This window comes from Rhizobium sophorae, assembly GCF_013087515.1.
Classification (GTDB): domain Bacteria; phylum Pseudomonadota; class Alphaproteobacteria; order Rhizobiales; family Rhizobiaceae; genus Rhizobium; species Rhizobium sophorae.
Window position 1 is genome coordinate 118,091 of the sequence record NZ_JABFCN010000001.1, and the last position, 16,976, is coordinate 135,066.

Here is a 16,976-nt window from a genome sequence, read left to right on the forward strand (position 1 = left end):
CGAGATCAGGACCGCGGCTTGACCGGCGACCGGCGCTTCTTTGCAGGCGCCGCCTTGGGTTCGGCATCGGCCTCCTGCTGCAAGCGAAGCGCCTTCAGCTTCTCCGTCTTCTTGTCACGGGCCGATGCCTCGGCGGCGATAATGGCGCGCGCCGTGTGATCGGTCGCTTCCGCCTTGTCGCGAGACGAAAGCTTGGCGGGATTGAAGAATTCTCCCTTGGTGGCGGTCATAGGCCCCTTTCCCAGGTGATGGCGGCGTTACTGCATAGTTCCTCAAATCGGAATCGGTTCAAGGAATTATGCTGAAATTCAAGTGTTACAGCCTCCTGGCGCGTCTGGAAACGACGCGCGGCGCTGCAAGCCATGGCTCAATGGCAGAAACCATGATTCACGGCTGAACCGTGATTCCACGGTTGGGCCGTGTTGCCAAGCCCGGGATTAGCGGGTGGGGCGGAGAACCTTCTTCGGCGCCGGCAGCAGACCTTCGCGCTGCAGCTTCTTGCGGGCGAGCTTGCGCTGGCGGCGAATGGCCTCGGCCTTTTCGCGGGCGCGCTTCTCGGACGGCTTTTCAAAGGCGCTGCGCGCCTTCATTTCCCGGAACAGGCCTTCCCGCTGCATCTTTTTCTTGAGCACGCGGAGCGCCTGATCGACATTGTTATCTCTGACGAGTACCTGCAAAACGATATCCTTCCTGTCGCGGCGGCGGGGCCGCACTGTCCAAAATAAAAAACCCGGGCCAAAATAAAAAACCCGGAACTACTTCCCGATCTTGATGCTCGAAAACTTCAGCCAGGGCTCGGCGCCGTCGGACTTGGCTGCCGCCTCAGGGGAAGCCCTCGACGGAGATTCACCGGTATCGATGTCGGCCTCGGTGATGCGGCGCTCGAAATTCTCCGCGTCGAATTGGACGCGATATTGCACATGCCCGTGGTCGTTGGGCAGGATGCTGGAGATCCGGCACCGCTTGTCGGCTTTCGCCGTGCGGGTGAGGCCGGATTTCAGCACGATCATGTCGCCGACTTTATAGTTTGGTCTGCCCATTTCAGCTTCCCTTCGACTCTTCGGCTGCTCAATCGGTCAATCAGAACGACCGGGGTCATTCGGGAACGACCGGGCATTCCGAAAAAGCCTGCGATCAAAGCAAAAAGGCCGGGCTCGGACCCGACCTCTTCCAGTCACTCAGCCCGCTGCCGATATGGTCAGCTCACTGCCAGTACATCCGTGGTCAGCTTGCTGCCAGCACATGGCTAGCCCGCTGCCATTTTCATGGTCAGCGTAGGCGAATGACAAATCATGCGGCCTGAAGGTTGTCGGCCGAATTCTTGCCGGACTTCTTGTCGCGGACGAGATCGTAGCGGATCTTCTGACCTTCAACGAGTTCGCGCATGCCGGCGCGTTCAACCGCTGAAATATGGACAAAAACGTCCGTAGAACCATCATCGGGCTGAATGAAGCCAAAACCCTTGGTGCCATTGAACCACTTTACGACGCCTGAATTCATAACGATCTCCTTTTCAACCGTTTGCGTTCGCCTGCGGAAAGATATCCGACAAGCCGTATCGATGTTGAGAGGATATCTGACGGAGCGCTCAAGCGCGTGGACAAAGGTCGCAAGCAATTCGATACGCACCATGTAGGATATTTACCGAATTAAGCAATGGTATTTCGGAAAATAATTCTCTTGCGGGCACAAAATGAAGCTGTTGCCTCGGGGGAAAGCACCCTTTTGCCCGGGGGCAAAGCGCCAGCTTGCCTGGGGCAAAGCACCCTTTTGCGCGGGAAAAGCGATCGATCCGAGGCGGGCCGAATTGCGGCCGCCTCGGTGACGATCATTGCCAGACGACGATGGGCGCCTTGGTCGGAACGCGGTCGTAGAGATCGATGATATCCTGGTTCATCAGCCGCACGCAGCCCGACGAGACGGCCTTGCCGATCGAGCGCCAGTCGGGATTGCCGTGCAGGCGATAGAGCGTGTCCTCTCCATTCGAGAAGATATAGAGTGCGCGGGCGCCGAGCGGGTTCTTCAGACCCGGCTCCATGCCGCCGTTCTCGATCGAATATTTGACGAGTTCCGGCTGGCGGGCGACCATCTCGTTCGGCGGCTTCCAGCGCGGCCATTTTTGACGCCACTGGATGACGCCCGACCCCTGCCAGGCGAAACCCTCGCGGCCGATGCCGACGCCGTAACGCATCGCCATGCCGTCGCCCTGGACGAGATAGAGGAAGCGCGACGGCGTATCGACGACGATGGTGCCTGGGGGCTGGCCGGTGGGATCGACGACGCGCTGGCGATAATAGCGCGGATCGATCTGCTCGTAAGGAACGGCTGGAATGAGAAAGCCGCCGTCTTCGATCGGGCCATACATGACGGCAAGTTCGGCCCCACTCGGCACGCTCGACGCACCCGGGGACTGGAACAGGCGCATGGGCGAACGGTAAATGATCGTCGTATCGCCTGATGTCACGGTATTGGCCGAGGAGGCGCAGCCGGTGAGCGCCGAGGCTGCGGTCAACGCCGAAAAGGAAAGAAAGCTGCGGCGGGAAAGATGTCTATCGAAGCTCATGACGCGGGACTGATTTCCTCTGATGCGGGAAGCCGGACGAGACGCTGCATAAAGCGATTCGTCCGATGCCGATAACAACAAGAGGAGATCTATCGGCTTGCGCCAAATAAACCATAGCTTCACGCAGACGTGTCCGGCCGGAAGCGAACGATATCAGCAGCGCTGTTGCAGCGCTACATCACAACGATCTCGGCCTTGGCGGGAACGCGGTCGTAGAGATCGACGACGTCCTGGTTCAGCATGCGCACGCAGCCCGACGAGGTGGCCTTGCCGATCGACTGCCAGTCGGGCGTGCCGTGGATTCGGTAGAGCGTGTCCTGCCCGTCCTTGAAGATATACATGGCGCGGGCGCCGAGCGGGTTCATCAGCCCCGGATTCATGCCACCATTCTCCGCCCCGAAGGGGCGAACCTCAGGCTGGCGCGAGACCATTTCGACCGACGGCGTCCAGCGCGGCCATTTCTGCTTCCACTGGATGACGCCGCGGCCCGACCAGGCGTAACCGTCGCGCCCGAGGCCGACGCCGTAGCGCATCGCCTTGCCGTTGCCCTCGACGAAATAGAGGAAACGCGCCTTGGTATCGATCACCACGGTGCCGGGACGCTCGACCGTCTGATAATCGACCTCCTGGCGCAGGAACTGCGGCTGTACGCGGCTGACCGGGATCGCCGGCAGGGTGAAATCCTCGTCCCGCAGCTGGCCATACATTGCCATGTGCACGGGATTGGTGACCGGCAGGCCATAGGTCTGGTGGAACTGGGTCTTGTAGAGCTCGCGCGTCTGCGGCACCGGCTGATCGGGGATCGGCCGCACCCGGCGCGGATCGACGCCCGGCGGCTGATAGAAGACCGGCGAGGTTTCCTGGACGAAGCGGGCGGGCGAATCGGCGGCGACATCGGGAATGAGGATGTTGCAGCCGCTCAGCGACGCAACCGCAATCACGAGCCCGGCAATCGGGAAGACCCGGCGCAGAAAATTCATGGAACCACCCTTATCAACGATCGGCAGACAGCGATATCTGCCGGAACGATGGCATCTGCGGCTGGCGCGAGGCTGGCGTTGGGGTGAGAAAGGCGGCGGCGAAAGTCAGGCCGCCACCCCGTGGAAGAAGCGGATGCTCTGTTCGATCTCGGCCGGCAGCGCCGAGGTGTGGTTGCCGGCGACGGTTTCGGTCTCGATATGAACGCCGGCACCGCGGGCGCGGCGGGCGAGCAGATCGGCGCGGTCGTTGAAATGCGGCTCCTCGGTGCCGTGGACGACGCGGACCGGGCATTTGAAGCTGTGGGCGTAACATAGCGCCGAACGCACCTCGAATTCATGCGCATTGCTATCGTCGAAGCGAATATCCTGCGGATAGCGGTTGAAGAAGCGGAAGGCATCGGGGTTGCCTGAAATCGGCGCGGCGGCGCGGAATTTGTGGGTGCTCATCGCCGTCAGCATGGTCAACGTGCCGCCGATGCTGTGGCCGGCGATGAAGAGCCGTTCGGGGTCGACACCCGGCAGATGCGCCAGGCGTTCGGTGGCGGCGAGAACGTCGTCGACCTCGTCGTAGAAACCGGAGAAATTGCCCATCTGGCCGTTTTCGCCGCGCAGCGACGGCATCATCACGACATAGCCGGCATCCATATAGGGCTTCATCAGCTGCCAGTGGCCGATGCCCATGGCATTGCCGCCGTGCAGGAAGAGCACGGCCGGCCTGGCGGCGCGCTCGCGCTTGTATTTCGAGACCCAGGCCGCCAGCTCCAACTCGCCGTAGCCCGAGCGGTAGAAGATCTTGTCGGCATCGGCAGGCGCATTCAGCGATTCGTATTTGTCGGGCGCCGGGCCCTTCTGCAAAAGCTTGGTGCGGAAATGGTGGCGGACCTTGGCATAGTCGTGCTTGGCAAGCCGCGGCTCGTCCGGGACATCGAAAGCGGCCGCCATGCGCGGCAGGATAAGTGCACCGGCAAGACCCGCCAGCACGGCACGGCGCTGGAGGAAAAGGGAATTTCGTTCACGCGAGCTCATAACGCAGCATCCATCATTTCCCCGGCCATTCCGAATTAAACAGAGCATGATGTCGTCCGAAAACCGTTCACACTTTTCGGCATCATGCCCAGGAAAATCTGCACCGGAAGATCGTTGCCGCCAATACACATCGTGTTGAAAATATTGCCCTGCGTCATTGTTGCGCAGGTTGCAACTTCACGCCGGCTTGGCCTCGATCATGGCGATCAGCGTGCGCAGCCGGTCGGCCTCGTAGGAGGGCTTGTCGGGGCGAAGGCGGGCGATGCGGGGGAAACGCATGGCGACGCCTGATTTGTGCCGGGTCGAGCGGTTGATGCCCTCGAAGGCCACTTCGACGACGAAGCCGAAATCCTTGTCGGCGCGCACGGCGCGCACCGGGCCGAAACGCTCGGTGGTATTGTTGCGCACGAATTTGTCGAGCACCTCGAGCTCGGCATCGGTGAAGCCGAAATAGGCCTTGCCGACGGGCACCAGCTGTTCGCCGTCCTCGTCATCGGCCCAGACGCCGAAGGTGAAATCGGAATAATAGCTGGAGCGCTTGCCATGGCCGCGCTGGGCATACATCAGCACCGCATCGACATTATAGGGATTGCGCTTCCACTTGAACCAGGGGCCCTTCATGCGGCCGGCCTGGTAGATGCTGTCGCGACGCTTGATCATCACGCCTTCGATGACCGGATCGGGCGGGGCGGCGCGCAGAGTATCGAGCTCTTCCCATGACGAGAACGGCACGAGCGGCGAGAGGTCGAAACGATCGTGCGGGGCGCGGTCGATGATCTCGGTCAGCCGGTCGCGGCGATCGACATAGGTGCGGCCGCGGACATCGTCATCGCCATCGAAGAGCAGGTCATAGGTGCGGATGAAGGCGGGGTAATCGCCAAGCATCTTTGCCGTTACCGTCTTGCGGTTCAGGCGCTGCTGCAGGTCCGAGAAGGTGCGGGTCGGGCTGTTCGAGCGGGCGGTGCCGCCGACCAGCAGCTCGCCGTCGACGACGCCGGAAAAATTGATCGCGTCGAGAATATCGGGAAAGGCGCCTGAAATGTCGTCGCCGGAGCGGGAATAGATCTTGCGCCTGTCGCCGGAGCGGGAGAGCTGGACGCGGATGCCGTCCCATTTCCATTCGGCGGCGTAATTCACCGGATCGAGACTGGTCAGATCGCCCTCCTCCACCGCATTGGCGAGCATGACGGAATGGAAGATCGCCGGTGTGGCCAGCACCGGCTTTTCGCCGCCACCCGCCAGCCATTCGAATAGCGTCTCATAAGGCGGCTGCAGGCCATGCCAGAGGGTTTCGATCTCGGTGACATCCTTGTCGCCGAGATCGGCGAGCGCCTGCTTGGCAAGGCGGGCGGAAACGCCGATGCGCATGGCGCCGGTGGCAAGCTTGATGAAGGCAAAACGGCCGGACGAATCCAGCCGGTCGAGCAGGTCGCGGACGTAGCTGCGCACTTCGGTGCGGCCGAGCGCATTCATGCCGGCGACGACCTCGCCGAGACGCGGCTGGGCAAGGGCCGAACGGTCGATATCCCGCTCATTGTCCCAGACGAGCGAGATGGTTTCGGCAAGATCGCCGACATAATCATAGGAATAGCGAAACAGCACCTCATCCATGCGCTCCAGCACCAGCTCGCGCAGCATGGCCGGCTTGACGTTGCGCACCTCCAGCGTGCCGGCGATGGCGGCAAGGCCGTAGCCGCGGTCTGGATCCAGCGTGTCGCGAAAATAGTCGGTGAGCAGCTTCAGTTTGCCGTTGCGGCTGGGGGTCAGCACCAGGCGGTCGAGCAGGTCGGCGAAAGCTTTCATGGGTGCCTCCCACTGGCGTGAAGAGGCCCAAGGGGTACTCCCTCATTCCTGTGCTTGCAGGAATCCGGTGCGTCCAAGTCCTTGGACGCGGGAGATCCTTTTACGTCGCATGAGTCTTTCACCGCACCGACGCGCGGTGGCTGGATTCCTGTGACATCCCTCGGGTCGAGCCCGAGGACAGGAATGAGGGAGCGAGAAATGCGACGGGCGCGGCACGGAAGCCCCTCCCCCTTGTTGGGAGGGGTTGGATAGGGGTTTTCAGCGACAAACTCCATCGTCAATCCCCCTCATCCTCGTAACCCACCAGATGCAGCGGCTTCGCCTTGATGCCCTGCAGCTGGCACCAGCGCACCAAGGCCTCCTCGCGGCCATGGGTCACCCATACTTCGGCGGGGTGCAGTTCCCGGATGGTTTCCGTCAATTCCGGCCAGTCGCAATGATCGGAGATGACGAGGGGCAGTTCGACGCCGAGCTGTTTGGCGCGCTGGCGCACCATCATCCAGCCGGAGGCGAAGGCCGGCAGCGGTTCGTTGAAGCGGCGGGCCCAGCGATCGGCGAAGGCCGAGGACGGGCCAATGACGACGGCGCCTGTGAAGGCGGATTTGTCGCGGCTTTCGATCGTCGCCGGCAGCAGTTCGCCGAGATCGATGCCCTGCTCGACGTAATAGTCGCAGAGTTTTTCCATGGCGCCGTGGATATAGATCGGTTCGGCATAACCGGCATCGCGCAGCAGCCGGATGACGCGCTGGGCCTTGCCGAGCGCATAGGCGCCGACGAGATGGGTGCGCTCGGGAAATTGACGCAGCGACGCCAACAGCTTGCCGATCTCGTCCATCGGATCGGGATGATGGAAGACCGGCAGGCCGAAGGTCGCCTCGGTGATGAAGACATCGCAGGCAACCGGCTCATAGGCGGCGCAGGTCGGGTCGGGGCGGCGCTTGTAATCGCCGGAGACGACGATGCGGGTGCCGTTCTTCTCGATGGCGATCTGGGCCGAGCCGAGCACATGACCGGCCGGATGAAAGCTTACCTTGACGCCGTTGACCAGCAGTTCCTCGCCGAAGGCTGCCGCCTGCTCGCTGGCGCAAAAACCGTCGCCGTAACGCAGGCGCATGATGTCGAGCGTCTGGCGGGTGGCAAGCACGTTCACATGGCCCGGGCGGGCATGATCCGAATGGCCATGGGTGACAAGCGCCTGCTCGACGGGCCGCACCGGATCGACATAAAAGCCGCCTTCCGGGCAATAGAGCCCCTCCGGGGCGGGATAAAGCAGCGCATCAGGTCTCATGAAACGAGAGATAGCGGGAAATGGGCGCGAGGCCAGAGGGCAGCAAGAAGCGGCTGGCGAATGCGCCGCGGCTCAACGACGGCGATCGTCACGACCCTATTCCATCGAGGAAGGATTCCACCGCGGCATTAAATTGCGACGGCCGCTGCAGCGGCGCGAAATGGCTGACGCTTGTGAGATAGATCATCTCAGCGTTCGGAATGCTGCGGGCAAGATATTCGGCATGGTCTGGCTTGATGAATTCGTCGTGCTCGGCAAGCACGATCGCGACCGGCACGCGGATCAGGCTCAAATCGGCGGCCTGATAATTCGGCTCTGTCCGCATCATCAGGCTGACCGCCTCGACGAATGGATTAAAATCATCCGGCGTGGTGGACAATGCGGCATAGTCCTTGGTGTGCCGGCTGAAGCATCGGTCGATGACCGGAGTCGCGACGTATTCCCGCGTTCCGCTCGGATCCATGTTGCAGCCGAAGAAAAAGACGCCCTCGACCCGCGACGGCGCCGCCATGGCCAGGATCAGAGCGATGCAGGCGCCGTCGCTCCAGCCGATGATGGCCGCCTTGTCGAGATGCAGTTCGTCCATGACGGCGAGCACATCTGAAGCCATCAGCTCATAGCTATAAGGACGGGAATCGCGGGTGCTTCGTCCATGGCCGCGGCTGTCGATCAGCACGACGCGGCGGCCGCGGCGCACGAGCGTCGGGACCTGGTAGCCCCAGTTACCGCTGTGGCCGAGGCCGCCATGCAGCAGAATGACGGGTGGGCCAGAGCCATAGCTCGCATACCAGATACGGGCGCCGTCATGCGCGACATGACCGTCGACTGCTGCCCGGGGCAACGGGGCAGCGCCGTGCGCTTCGAACTGGATAAGCTCGTCGTCGTCAAATTCCATAGCGATCAGACTCATTGTTGTCGCAGCATAGAAAAGGCGGAAAACAGCCCAAGAACAACCGGAATCGCTTTCTAGCACTTGCTCGTCGATGCAACCAGAGGGGGATCAACTTTGGGCAGGAAGCTTTTCTATTGCGCCGCGGCGATCGCGGTTGCAGTCGCTGGCATCTACCTCAACAATACCAGCCTGCTCGCCGAACATCGGCCGGGAAAGCCGGTGCTGCTTGCCCATCGCGGCATCGCCCAGCGGTTCGACGAAACCGTTCTCAAGAACGACACCTGTACGGCGAGCCGCATGCTGCCGCCGAAACACGACTATCTGGAAAACACACTTCCGTCGATGCAGGCGGGCTTTGCCGCCGGCGCCGACATCGTCGAGATCGACGTGCATCCGACGACGGACGGGCAGTTTGCGGTTTTTCACGACTGGACGCTCGATTGCCGCACCGACGGGCATGGCGTCACCCGCGAGCATTCGATGGCTGACATGAAGAGGCTCGACATCGGCTACGGCTATACCGCCGATAGCGGCAAGACCTTTCCCTTTCGCGGCCGGGGCATCGGCATGATGCCGACGCTTGCAGAGGTGCTGTCGAGTTTTCCGGATCGGCGCTTCCTCATCAACGTCAAGAGCCGCGATCCTTCCGAGGGTGAAAAGCTCGCCGCGGTCCTCAATGGACTTTCCCGGGAAAGACGGGCCGAGATCATCGTCTATGGCGGTGACGAGCCGATCGACGTGCTCCGCCTGATGGCGCCCGATATCAAGACCGCCTCGCGCAAGAGCCTGAAGAGCTGCCTGCTCGGCTATATCGGCTATGGCTGGACGGGCCTGCTGCCGGACGAATGCAAACATGCGATGATGCTGGTGCCGATCAATATCGCCCCGTGGCTCTGGGGCTGGCCGGACCGCTTTCTAAACCGGATGGAGGATGCCGGGACCGAGGTTTTCTTGCTCGGCCCCTATCGCGGCAGCGATTTTTCCACCGGCATCGACGACCCCGCGCAACTGGCGCGGCTGCCGCCAAACTATGCAGCGGGCATATGGACGAATGAGATCGAAGCGATCGGCAAGCTTGCAAAATAAGGTTTGAAAGACCTCACATAAACCTGATCGATGCGACGTCTTTCAATGTTTCCTTTTGTGCATGTCGTTCTCCCAAAACCGCTGCACACTTTTGGGCGCCATGCTCTAGAGACTGCGCGCCCGCAGCAATGCCGGGATCTCCTCCGGGGAGACCGGCCTGGAGAAGCGGAAGCCTTGCGCCTCCTCGCAATGCGCCTGGCGCAGGAAGTCCATCTGGGCGTCGGTTTCGACGCCTTCGGCGAGAACCGAGAGCTTCAGCGTCTGCGCCAGCGAAATGACCGCCGAGGCGATGGCGACGGCGGTCTTGTCGCCCGGCAGGGCCTCGACCAGCGAACGGTCCATCTTCAAGCGGTCGAAGGGGAAGGTCTTCAGCGCCGCCAGGCTGGAATAGCCGGAGCCGAAATCGTCGATCGACAGGCGCACGCCAAGCCCCCGCAGCGTTTCCATCATGGCGAGCGCGCGTTCGGCATTCTGCATCACCACGCTTTCGGTGACTTCAAGCTCCAGCCAGCGGGACTGCAGGCGGTGACGCTCCAGCGCCTCGGCGACATGGGTTGCGAAATCCGGATCGGCGAACTGCTTGGCCGAGACGTTGACGGCGATCGTCAGCGGCGGCAGGCCCATGTCTTGCCAAAGACGCGCCTGGCGGCAGGCCTCGTTCAGCACCCAGAGACCGAGCGGAACGATGAGGCCGGTCTCTTCGGCGAGCGGAATGAAATTGACCGGCGGCACCCTGCCCTTTGCCGGATGGTTCCAGCGCACCAGCGCCTCGAGCCCGGTGATGCGGCCGGTGGCGACATCGACCTGCGGCTGGTATTGCAGGAACAGCTGGTCGCCGGTAATCGCCTGGTGCAATTCCTCGTGCTCGCCGAGCGGCATTCCGACGGGCGTGCTGCCGCCATCGTGACGTTGCAATGTGTTCCGGCCGAGCTCCTTGGCGCGGTACATGGCGCGGTCGGCATTGGCGAGAAGTTCTTCCGAGGTCGCGCCATCGAAGGGGAAGGCGGCAACGCCGATGCTCGAGGTAACGGTGATCTCGCCGTCCGCGCCGCGGATCGGCCGGTTGATCGCCTTCTGCAGATCGCGAAGGCGGCGCGTGATGCCGGCATCATGGCTCGATTGGTGAACGAGCACCACAAGGAATTCGTCGCCGCCGAGACGCACCACCATATCCGACGCCCTGACGCTATTGGCCATGCGGGCGGCAATCTCTTTCAGAACCTCGTCGCCGGCGGCGTGGCCGCGGCCGTCATTGATGTACTTGAAATTATCGAGATCGATATAGGCGACGGTCACCTTGCGATTGTTGCGCCGGGCCTGGTCGAGGATACTCGCCAGGCGCTCCTTCAGGAAGGCGCGGTTCGGCAGGCCCGTCAGATCATCATGATGGGCCATGAAATGAATGCGGTCGTCGACACGTTTGCGCTCGATGGCGATGCCGGCGATATGGGTGGCGAGCGCCACCAGCGTCATCTCGTGTTCGGTGGGACGGCGGACTTCCCTGGAGTAGAGCGCGAACGTGCCCAGCACATTGTTCTGCGAGGTGGCGATCGGCGTCGACCAGCAGGAGCGGAAGCCGAACGGGGCGATCAACGCGCGAAAATCCTCCCAGAGCGGATCGCTCATCACATCCTCGACGATCACGGCCTGACCGCGCCACGCGGCAGTGCCGCAGGAGCCGACCTTGGGACCGATCGTGACACCATCGATGAGGCGGCTGTAGCCGCCGGGCAGATTGGGAGACGCGCCGTGATAGAGCCTGGTGCCCTCGCTGTCGAGCAGCAGCACCGATCCGTCGATCCCTGTCAATTGCTCCTCGATCATCAGCACGAGCGCCTCGAGGATCATCGGCAACGGCTCGTTGCGGGCAATCATTTCGAGCAGGCTCGCCTGGCCGCGATGCAGATCCTCCTGGCGCTTGCGTTCGGTGATATCACGGGAAACACCGATCAGGCCGATGATTTCGCCGCGATCGTTGCGCAGCGGTATCTTCGAGGTCAGCCGGCATATCGGCCTTCTGCTGCCGGGAAGGGTGTAGGATTCCTCCATGTCGATACGGGCTTCGCCCGTCGCCATGATCTGCTGTTCGATATCGAAATGGTGGAGCGCCGTCTCGAAATCGAACAGGTCGAAATCGCGCTTGCCGGTGATCAGCGCAGCGCTCTCCAGACCAAGGCTGCTGGCGGTGACGGCATTGGCAAAAACGAAGCGGCTGTCACGATCCTTGACGTAGAGAAAATCCGGAAGTTCGTGGACGATTTCCTTGAGGCGCAGATTCTCGATGCCCTTGGAAAGGTGGTGGGCGGTCGCTGCAATCATTGCCTCCGTCGCGGCGACGATACGCCGCGTTTCGGCCGTCAGGGCATCGGTTGATTCCCATCGCCTGGCACTCGGTTCGTGCATGCCGCCATTCTCCCCGCCGGCCAAAGGCCGTATCGCGCACCCGTCATCGTAGAAATTCCCTTAAAAGTAGTCCTCATTTCCTTCGGCTTACTTAAATGAAAGGGTGAACAAGACGACAATATAAGCGGCGATATCCTGCCGTCGGCCTCGACCATAACGGCAATTTCGCCGGCCTTTGCCAAGCTTGTGCCAAAAGAAAACTGCGCGCTTGGCACGTTTCCTGCTACGGGCGCGTTATGACAAGTGATCCCCGGATGCCTTCACGCCGCGACATGCTTCTATTCCTCGCTGCCTCGGCCGTTGCGGGAGGGGCATCGCGCGCCCTTGCCTCGCCGCTGACGGCAGCCGCTCAGCCCGATCTGCGCGGGGCGATCGACGCGGTCGACTATCGCGCCGTTCCCGAAATCGGCGACCGCAAGACCCGCAACCTGCAGCAGATGATCGAACAAGCGGCGCGCGACAACGTGCCGGTCTTCCTGCCGCCCGGCACCTACCGGGTCTCCAATCTCACTTTGCCCGACAATACGCGTATCACTGGCGTACCCGGCGCCTCGCGGATCGTCTATACCGGCGAAGGCCATCTGTTTGCGGCCGAGAACGTGCGGCGGATCGAGCTTTCCAATCTCGTCATCGACGGCGGCAACCGCTGGCTCGGCGACTATGCCGGCGGACTTTTGCAATTTACCGGCGTCGACGAGGTGCTGATCGACAATTGCGAGATCGGCGGCAGCCGCAAACACGGGCTGCAACTGGAGCGCTGCGGCGGGCGGATCGAGCGCAGCCGCATCTCGGGAGCTGCCCAATCCGGGCTTTACGCGGTGGATTCCAGCACTCTCTCGGTCACCGGCAATACAGTCTCGGATTGCGGCAATGGCGGCATCCTGGTGCATCGCTGGAAGAAGGCGGAGGACGGCACGGTCGTCTCCGGCAACCGCATCTCCAACATCCGCGCCAATGACGGCGGCACCGGGCAAAACGGCAACGGCATCAATATCTTCCGGGCCGACGGCGTGATGGTGGTGAATAACCAGATCTCCGATTGCGCCTTTACGGCGATCCGCGCCAATTCGGCTTCGAACATCCAGATCAGCAGCAATCAGTGCCGGCGGTCCGGCGAGACGGCGATCTATGTCGAATTCGCCTTCGAGGGCGCCGTCGTTTCCGCCAACATGATCGACGGGGCGGCTAACGGCATATCGATCGCCAATTTCGACGAAGGCGGCAGGCTTGCGAGCGTCACTGGCAATGTCGTGCGCAACCTGACGCTGCGCGGCCCATACCAGCACGAGGTCGGCTTCGGCATCGGCATCGCGGCGGAGGCCGACACGCTGATTTCAGGCAATGTGATCGAGGACGCGCCGCGCTGGGGCCTGCAGATCGGCTGGGGTCCGTATCTGCGCAACGTCGTTGTGACGGGCAATGTGGTGCGCAAGGCGCCTGTGGGATGTGCCGTCTCGGTCGCCGATGGCGCCGGGACCGCCGTCATCACCGACAACATTTTCCAGGAGACCGCCGAAGGCGCGGTTTTAGGCTTCCAATGGGAGAAGAAGGTGTCCGGCGAAATGGCAGGCGATGGCTCGCCCTATGCACAGCTGACCGTTGAGCGGAACCGCATTTCCTGAAGGCCATCAAAAGCTTTCATCATCCCATCAGCCACAAGGACTTTTCCCACGCCGATCCGGCATTTACGGTCTCTCGGACACATCGAGGGGATATGGACATGCTGACAATCTACGGGGTCTATCGGTCGCGCGCCTCACGCGTCTATTGGATGGCGGAGGAGCTTGGGATCGAATTCCGCTCGGTGCCGGTGCTGCAGGCAAGGCGGCTTGCAGATCCGCTATCTCAGGATGCGCCGCTCAACACGCATTCGCCTGAATTCATTACCGTCAACCCGATGGCGCAGATCCCCAGCATTCGGGACGGCGACCTCGTCATGCACGAGTCGCTGGCGATCAATCTTTACCTGGCGCGTAGACATGGCGGGCCGCTTTCCGGCCAAAGCGTCGAAGAAGACGGATTGCTGACGATGTGGACGATCTGGGCAGCCGCGGAGGTCGAGCCGCATACGGTGAAGATCGTGCTCACCTATGATAACGGGCTCGAAGACAGCGAAGGCGGCCAACAGACGATCGCGGTTGCCTGCCGCTCGCTGCGCAGGCCGTTGGCGGTTCTCGAAGGCCACCTTGCCGGAAGGCAGTGGATCGTCGGCGACCGCTTCACCGTCGCCGATCTCAACCTCGCCGAGGTGCTGCGCTACGCCCAGACCGAGAAGGCGCTTTTCCAGGCGCATCCGAATATCAAAACCTGGATCGAACGCTGCCAGTCCCGTCCCGCCTACAAGGCGATGCAGGCGACGCGAGCCAAGGAGCCGATCGAGGTTTGAGGATTATCGGAAAAGCGTGAGCGTGCCGGCCATTTCCTCGCGGATCCAGGCCTTGAAATCCCTCACCTTCTTCGGCTCCCGCGTGCCCTCGGCGGTGACGAAGTAGTGGCCGAAACCAGTACGGGCGCGAATGCCGAAGGGGGCGACCAGCCGGCCTTCGGCGAGCGCAAAGGCGGCAAGGGTCTGCCAGGCCAGCATGACGCCCTGGCCGGCGATCGCCGCATCGAGGCAGAGCGAGGCATCGTTGAAGACGTGGCGGGTCGAAAGCGTAGCACCTGATAGGCCGGCCTCGCGCATCCAGACCTCCCAGGTGAACATGGCATGGCCGTCGATGATCGCAGGCAGTGCGAGGATATCGGCGGGTTCCTTCAAATTCGCCGCCATCTCCGGGGAGCAGACGGGAAAGACCTCCTGTGCCAACAGCAGTTCGGCCTTCACGTCCGGCCACTTGCCGTTGCCGACGCGGATGCCGATATCGACATCGCAAAGCGCCGGACTGACGAGATTGGTCGTTGCATCCAGCCGCAGCTTGATATCCGGGTGACGCTCGGCGAAACGATCGAGCCGGCAGACCAGCCAGCGGGCAGCGAAAACCGGCGCCACGGAGATGGTCAGGATCGTATCGTCCTTGCGACTGGCGATCGATACCGCCGCCGAAAGACGGGCAAAACCCTCGTCGAGCGCCAGAAGCACCGGCCGGCCGGCTTCGGTGGCGATCATTCCCCTGGCGGTGCGCTCGAAGATCACCTGACCGAGCTGGGCTTCGGCCTTGATCACCTGCTGGCTGACGGCGCCGACCGAGACGCCGAGTTCTTCGGCCGCGGCCTGCAGCGATCCGAGACGGCCGACGGCTTCCAGCGCCCGCAGGCCGTTGAGATGGACCATGTTCAGGTTCTTCATATAGTTTTTCTATACCGCCTGAACGTTATTCTCAATTGAAAATCTGCCTGTTGAGGCCGACATTGCACGCATAGGCAATCCATGGCTTAGCAGGCGCCAGCCGCTGCGCGATGATCATCCTTCTACGCCACTGAGAAAGCGAGGCATGCCATGTCGTTGCTGAAGTTTTTCTTGAGACCTACCCTTCAGGCGGGAGGCGCAGAAATTGCACCAGCCTGGAAGGACGATCCGCTGCGGCATCCCGAGGTCGAGCGCATGTCGATGCGCGAAATCGCCGATCTACCGCTCGGGATGCAGACGGGCTTTCCCAAAGAGGCCAAGCCGCCGCTGGCGAAATACGCCTGAAAATATGCGAGAGCCTTTCCGGGTTAGATTGAAGCATTCTGCCGGAGCAGGTTTTCGTCAGGACAAAGGCGATTGGCGAAGGGCATACCCCTTGGTACGTCCGAGCCGATCGCCTTTGATCCTGGCGGAAAGATGCCCGGCCCTTCGGGTTGGCTGAAACGGGCCGGCTGATCGACCGGCCGGCTTGGCCGTAGAGCTGGGCTACGACGCGCGCCGGCCGGTCGACCATCCGACTCCGTTTGAGCCAACAGAATGCTTCAATCTAACCCGGAAAGGCTCTAGGTTTCGCCCTGGCAGAAAGGGCGGAACCATGGCCGGCGATGTCGATGCGATCTTCGAGCGCCTGAAGCGGCTGGCTGCGGAAGCCGGGCTGCCCGATGTCGAGGAGAGCACCTCCTACGGCAATCGGGCGCTGAAGGTCGGCGGCAAGAGCTTCGTTGCGGTGAAGAATGCCGAGACGATCGTGATCTCGATTTCGCTCGACGACAAGGATCACTTGCTGGAAATGGCGCCCGACGTCTATTTTCAAACCGATCATTATGTCGGCTGGCGTATCTGCCGGTGCGCGCCGCCGTGATCGGCGACGAGGAATTGCGGCTGCGGCTGATCGGCGCCTGGCTGTTCCGGGCGCCGAAGAAGCTTGCTACCCGTTTTAGAGATCAGGCCCGATCGTAGGCCAGCGCCCGCTGGACGGCGGGGCGCTGCAGCATGCGGGCGTGGTGGTCGCTCGCCTTTTCGAAGCGGGCGGGATCGACGCCGTCCGACGGCAGCCAGTCGGTCATGACGAAGAGGTAGGGATCGGCGAGCGAATAGGCTTCACCCATCACCCAAGGGCCTTCGAACATCGTCTGCTCGATCAGCGTGAAACAATCGGCCATATTCTGCGGCACCTTGGCCTTCATCGCCTCGATGGCCGCCGGCTCGTCGGCCCAGCGCGAGCCGCGCGGGCGATGGGCATGGTTCACATGCACGGTCGAGCAGATATAGCTGTTGAAGGACTGAAGCCTGGCAAATTCGAAGGGATCATCTAGCGGCGCCAGCTTGGCGGCCGGGGCGCTCTGGGCGATATAGGCCAGGATCGCCGGCGTTTCCGTCAGCACGCCATAATCGGTGACCAACGCCGGCACACGGCCCTTCGGGTTGATCTCCAGATAGTCCGGCGAGCGCTGCTCGCCATCGCGGAGGCTGATCTTCTTTACTTCGAAGGCCAGGCCGGATTCTTCCAGGGCAATAAGGCTTGCGAGCGCGCAGGTTCCCGGCGCGTAATATAGTGTCAGCATGGTTCTCGACTCCCTTTCGGCAAG

Annotated in this window: 17 protein-coding genes and 1 pseudogene; 5 read left to right on the forward strand and 13 right to left on the reverse strand. The window is 62.1% G+C overall.

Going from position 1 to position 16,976, the window contains the following annotated elements:
- Nucleotides 1-5: 5 nt before the first annotated feature.
- The 10 genes from G9X64_RS00600 to G9X64_RS00645 form a co-directional block, all read right to left on the reverse strand.
- Nucleotides 6-230 carry a hypothetical protein gene (locus G9X64_RS00600; RefSeq protein WP_168312471.1) on the reverse strand — a complete coding sequence of 75 codons (225 nt, stop codon included), beginning with the start codon at nt 228-230 and terminating at the stop codon, nt 6-8.
- Nucleotides 231-437: 207 nt separating this feature from the next.
- The gene (gene rpsU / locus G9X64_RS00605; RefSeq protein WP_003546477.1) at nt 438-677 is read right to left on the reverse strand and encodes a 30S ribosomal protein S21; all 240 of its coding nucleotides are present in this window, start codon (nt 675-677) and stop codon (nt 438-440) included.
- Between the two features lie 78 nt (nt 678-755).
- Complete coding sequence (locus tag G9X64_RS00610; protein ID WP_012756578.1) at nt 756-1,040, reverse strand: hypothetical protein; 285 nt, start codon at nt 1,038-1,040, stop codon at nt 756-758.
- A 250-nt stretch (nt 1,041-1,290) separates the two neighbouring features.
- Nucleotides 1,291-1,500 (reverse strand): cold-shock protein, encoded by a 210-nt coding sequence (locus tag G9X64_RS00615; protein ID WP_003546468.1) that lies wholly within the window; start codon nt 1,498-1,500, stop codon nt 1,291-1,293.
- 328 nt (nt 1,501-1,828) lie between these two features.
- Complete coding sequence (locus G9X64_RS00620) at nt 1,829-2,563, reverse strand: L,D-transpeptidase family protein (protein WP_168312470.1); 735 nt, start codon at nt 2,561-2,563, stop codon at nt 1,829-1,831.
- A 173-nt stretch (nt 2,564-2,736) separates the two neighbouring features.
- Nucleotides 2,737-3,543 carry a L,D-transpeptidase gene (locus G9X64_RS00625; protein WP_168312469.1) on the reverse strand — a complete coding sequence of 269 codons (807 nt, stop codon included), beginning with the start codon at nt 3,541-3,543 and terminating at the stop codon, nt 2,737-2,739.
- Nucleotides 3,544-3,648: 105 nt separating this feature from the next.
- Nucleotides 3,649-4,569 carry an alpha/beta hydrolase family protein gene (locus G9X64_RS00630; protein WP_168312468.1) on the reverse strand — a complete coding sequence of 307 codons (921 nt, stop codon included), beginning with the start codon at nt 4,567-4,569 and terminating at the stop codon, nt 3,649-3,651.
- Between the two features lie 177 nt (nt 4,570-4,746).
- Complete coding sequence (locus G9X64_RS00635; protein WP_168312467.1) at nt 4,747-6,372, reverse strand: cisplatin damage response ATP-dependent DNA ligase; 1,626 nt, start codon at nt 6,370-6,372, stop codon at nt 4,747-4,749.
- A gap of 277 nt (nt 6,373-6,649) precedes the next feature.
- Nucleotides 6,650-7,660: a ligase-associated DNA damage response exonuclease gene (locus tag G9X64_RS00640; protein WP_168312466.1), complete on the reverse strand. Its 1,011-nt coding sequence runs from the start codon at nt 7,658-7,660 to the stop codon at nt 6,650-6,652.
- Between the two features lie 88 nt (nt 7,661-7,748).
- Complete coding sequence (locus G9X64_RS00645) at nt 7,749-8,555, reverse strand: alpha/beta fold hydrolase (RefSeq protein ID WP_168312499.1); 807 nt, start codon at nt 8,553-8,555, stop codon at nt 7,749-7,751.
- A 111-nt stretch (nt 8,556-8,666) separates the two neighbouring features.
- On the opposite strand from G9X64_RS00645, the gene G9X64_RS00650 reads away from it, so the two are divergent.
- Nucleotides 8,667-9,638 (forward strand): glycerophosphodiester phosphodiesterase family protein, encoded by a 972-nt coding sequence (locus tag G9X64_RS00650; RefSeq protein ID WP_171375757.1) that lies wholly within the window; start codon nt 8,667-8,669, stop codon nt 9,636-9,638.
- A gap of 105 nt (nt 9,639-9,743) precedes the next feature.
- On the opposite strand, the gene G9X64_RS00655 is transcribed toward G9X64_RS00650, so the two are convergent.
- Nucleotides 9,744-12,041: a sensor domain-containing protein gene (locus G9X64_RS00655; protein WP_171375758.1), complete on the reverse strand. Its 2,298-nt coding sequence runs from the start codon at nt 12,039-12,041 to the stop codon at nt 9,744-9,746.
- Between the two features lie 254 nt (nt 12,042-12,295).
- On the opposite strand from G9X64_RS00655, the gene G9X64_RS00660 reads away from it, so the two are divergent.
- A complete protein-coding gene (locus tag G9X64_RS00660; RefSeq protein ID WP_168312498.1) occupies nt 12,296-13,663 on the forward strand; it encodes a TIGR03808 family TAT-translocated repetitive protein in 1,368 nt (455 codons plus the stop codon).
- Nucleotides 13,664-13,761: 98 nt separating this feature from the next.
- Nucleotides 13,762-14,427, forward strand: a complete 666-nt coding sequence (locus G9X64_RS00665) for a glutathione S-transferase family protein (protein WP_168312463.1) — start codon at nt 13,762-13,764, stop codon at nt 14,425-14,427.
- Between the two features lie 3 nt (nt 14,428-14,430).
- Here the strand turns inward: G9X64_RS00665 and G9X64_RS00670 are convergent, their stop codons facing one another.
- Nucleotides 14,431-15,327 carry a LysR substrate-binding domain-containing protein gene (locus G9X64_RS00670; RefSeq protein WP_168312462.1) on the reverse strand — a complete coding sequence of 299 codons (897 nt, stop codon included), beginning with the start codon at nt 15,325-15,327 and terminating at the stop codon, nt 14,431-14,433.
- A 150-nt stretch (nt 15,328-15,477) separates the two neighbouring features.
- Here G9X64_RS00670 and G9X64_RS00675 point away from each other — a divergent pair, with 150 nt between their 5' ends.
- Together G9X64_RS00675 and G9X64_RS00680 are read left to right on the forward strand one after the other, a co-directional pair.
- On the forward strand, nt 15,478-15,672 hold the full coding sequence (locus tag G9X64_RS00675; RefSeq protein WP_168312461.1) for a hypothetical protein: 195 nt from the start codon (nt 15,478-15,480) through the stop codon (nt 15,670-15,672).
- A gap of 310 nt (nt 15,673-15,982) precedes the next feature.
- Nucleotides 15,983-16,347: pseudogene (locus G9X64_RS00680) on the forward strand (MmcQ/YjbR family DNA-binding protein).
- Here G9X64_RS00680 and G9X64_RS00685 read toward each other — a convergent pair.
- On the reverse strand, nt 16,332-16,952 hold the full coding sequence (locus tag G9X64_RS00685) for a glutathione S-transferase family protein (protein ID WP_168312460.1): 621 nt from the start codon (nt 16,950-16,952) through the stop codon (nt 16,332-16,334). The pseudogene G9X64_RS00680 and the gene G9X64_RS00685 overlap by 16 nt on opposite strands.
- Nucleotides 16,953-16,976: the final 24 nt, after the last annotated feature.

Bases quoted from the DNA above. Each gene is read 5' to 3' on its own strand.
- G9X64_RS00600 (WP_168312471.1), bottom strand. From the start codon at position 230: ATGACCGCCACCAAGGGAGAATTCTTCAATCCCGCCAAGCTTTCGTCT.
- G9X64_RS00610 (WP_012756578.1), bottom strand. From the start codon at position 1,040: ATGGGCAGACCAAACTATAAAGTCGGCGACATGATCGTGCTGAAATCC.
- G9X64_RS00615 (WP_003546468.1), bottom strand. From the start codon at position 1,500: ATGAATTCAGGCGTCGTAAAGTGGTTCAATGGCACCAAGGGTTTTGGC.
- G9X64_RS00620 (WP_168312470.1), bottom strand. From the start codon at position 2,563: ATGAGCTTCGATAGACATCTTTCCCGCCGCAGCTTTCTTTCCTTTTCG.
- G9X64_RS00625 (WP_168312469.1), bottom strand. From the start codon at position 3,543: ATGAATTTTCTGCGCCGGGTCTTCCCGATTGCCGGGCTCGTGATTGCG.
- G9X64_RS00630 (WP_168312468.1), bottom strand. From the start codon at position 4,569: ATGAGCTCGCGTGAACGAAATTCCCTTTTCCTCCAGCGCCGTGCCGTG.
- G9X64_RS00635 (WP_168312467.1), bottom strand. From the start codon at position 6,372: ATGAAAGCTTTCGCCGACCTGCTCGACCGCCTGGTGCTGACCCCCAGC.
- G9X64_RS00640 (WP_168312466.1), bottom strand. From the start codon at position 7,660: ATGAGACCTGATGCGCTGCTTTATCCCGCCCCGGAGGGGCTCTATTGC.
- G9X64_RS00645 (WP_168312499.1), bottom strand. From the start codon at position 8,555: ATGGAATTTGACGACGACGAGCTTATCCAGTTCGAAGCGCACGGCGCT.
- G9X64_RS00655 (WP_171375758.1), bottom strand. From the start codon at position 12,041: ATGCACGAACCGAGTGCCAGGCGATGGGAATCAACCGATGCCCTGACG.
- G9X64_RS00660 (WP_168312498.1), top strand. From the start codon at position 12,296: ATGCCTTCACGCCGCGACATGCTTCTATTCCTCGCTGCCTCGGCCGTT.
- G9X64_RS00665 (WP_168312463.1), top strand. From the start codon at position 13,762: ATGCTGACAATCTACGGGGTCTATCGGTCGCGCGCCTCACGCGTCTAT.
- G9X64_RS00670 (WP_168312462.1), bottom strand. From the start codon at position 15,327: ATGAAGAACCTGAACATGGTCCATCTCAACGGCCTGCGGGCGCTGGAA.
- G9X64_RS00675 (WP_168312461.1), top strand. From the start codon at position 15,478: ATGTCGTTGCTGAAGTTTTTCTTGAGACCTACCCTTCAGGCGGGAGGC.
- G9X64_RS00685 (WP_168312460.1), bottom strand. From the start codon at position 16,952: ATGCTGACACTATATTACGCGCCGGGAACCTGCGCGCTCGCAAGCCTT.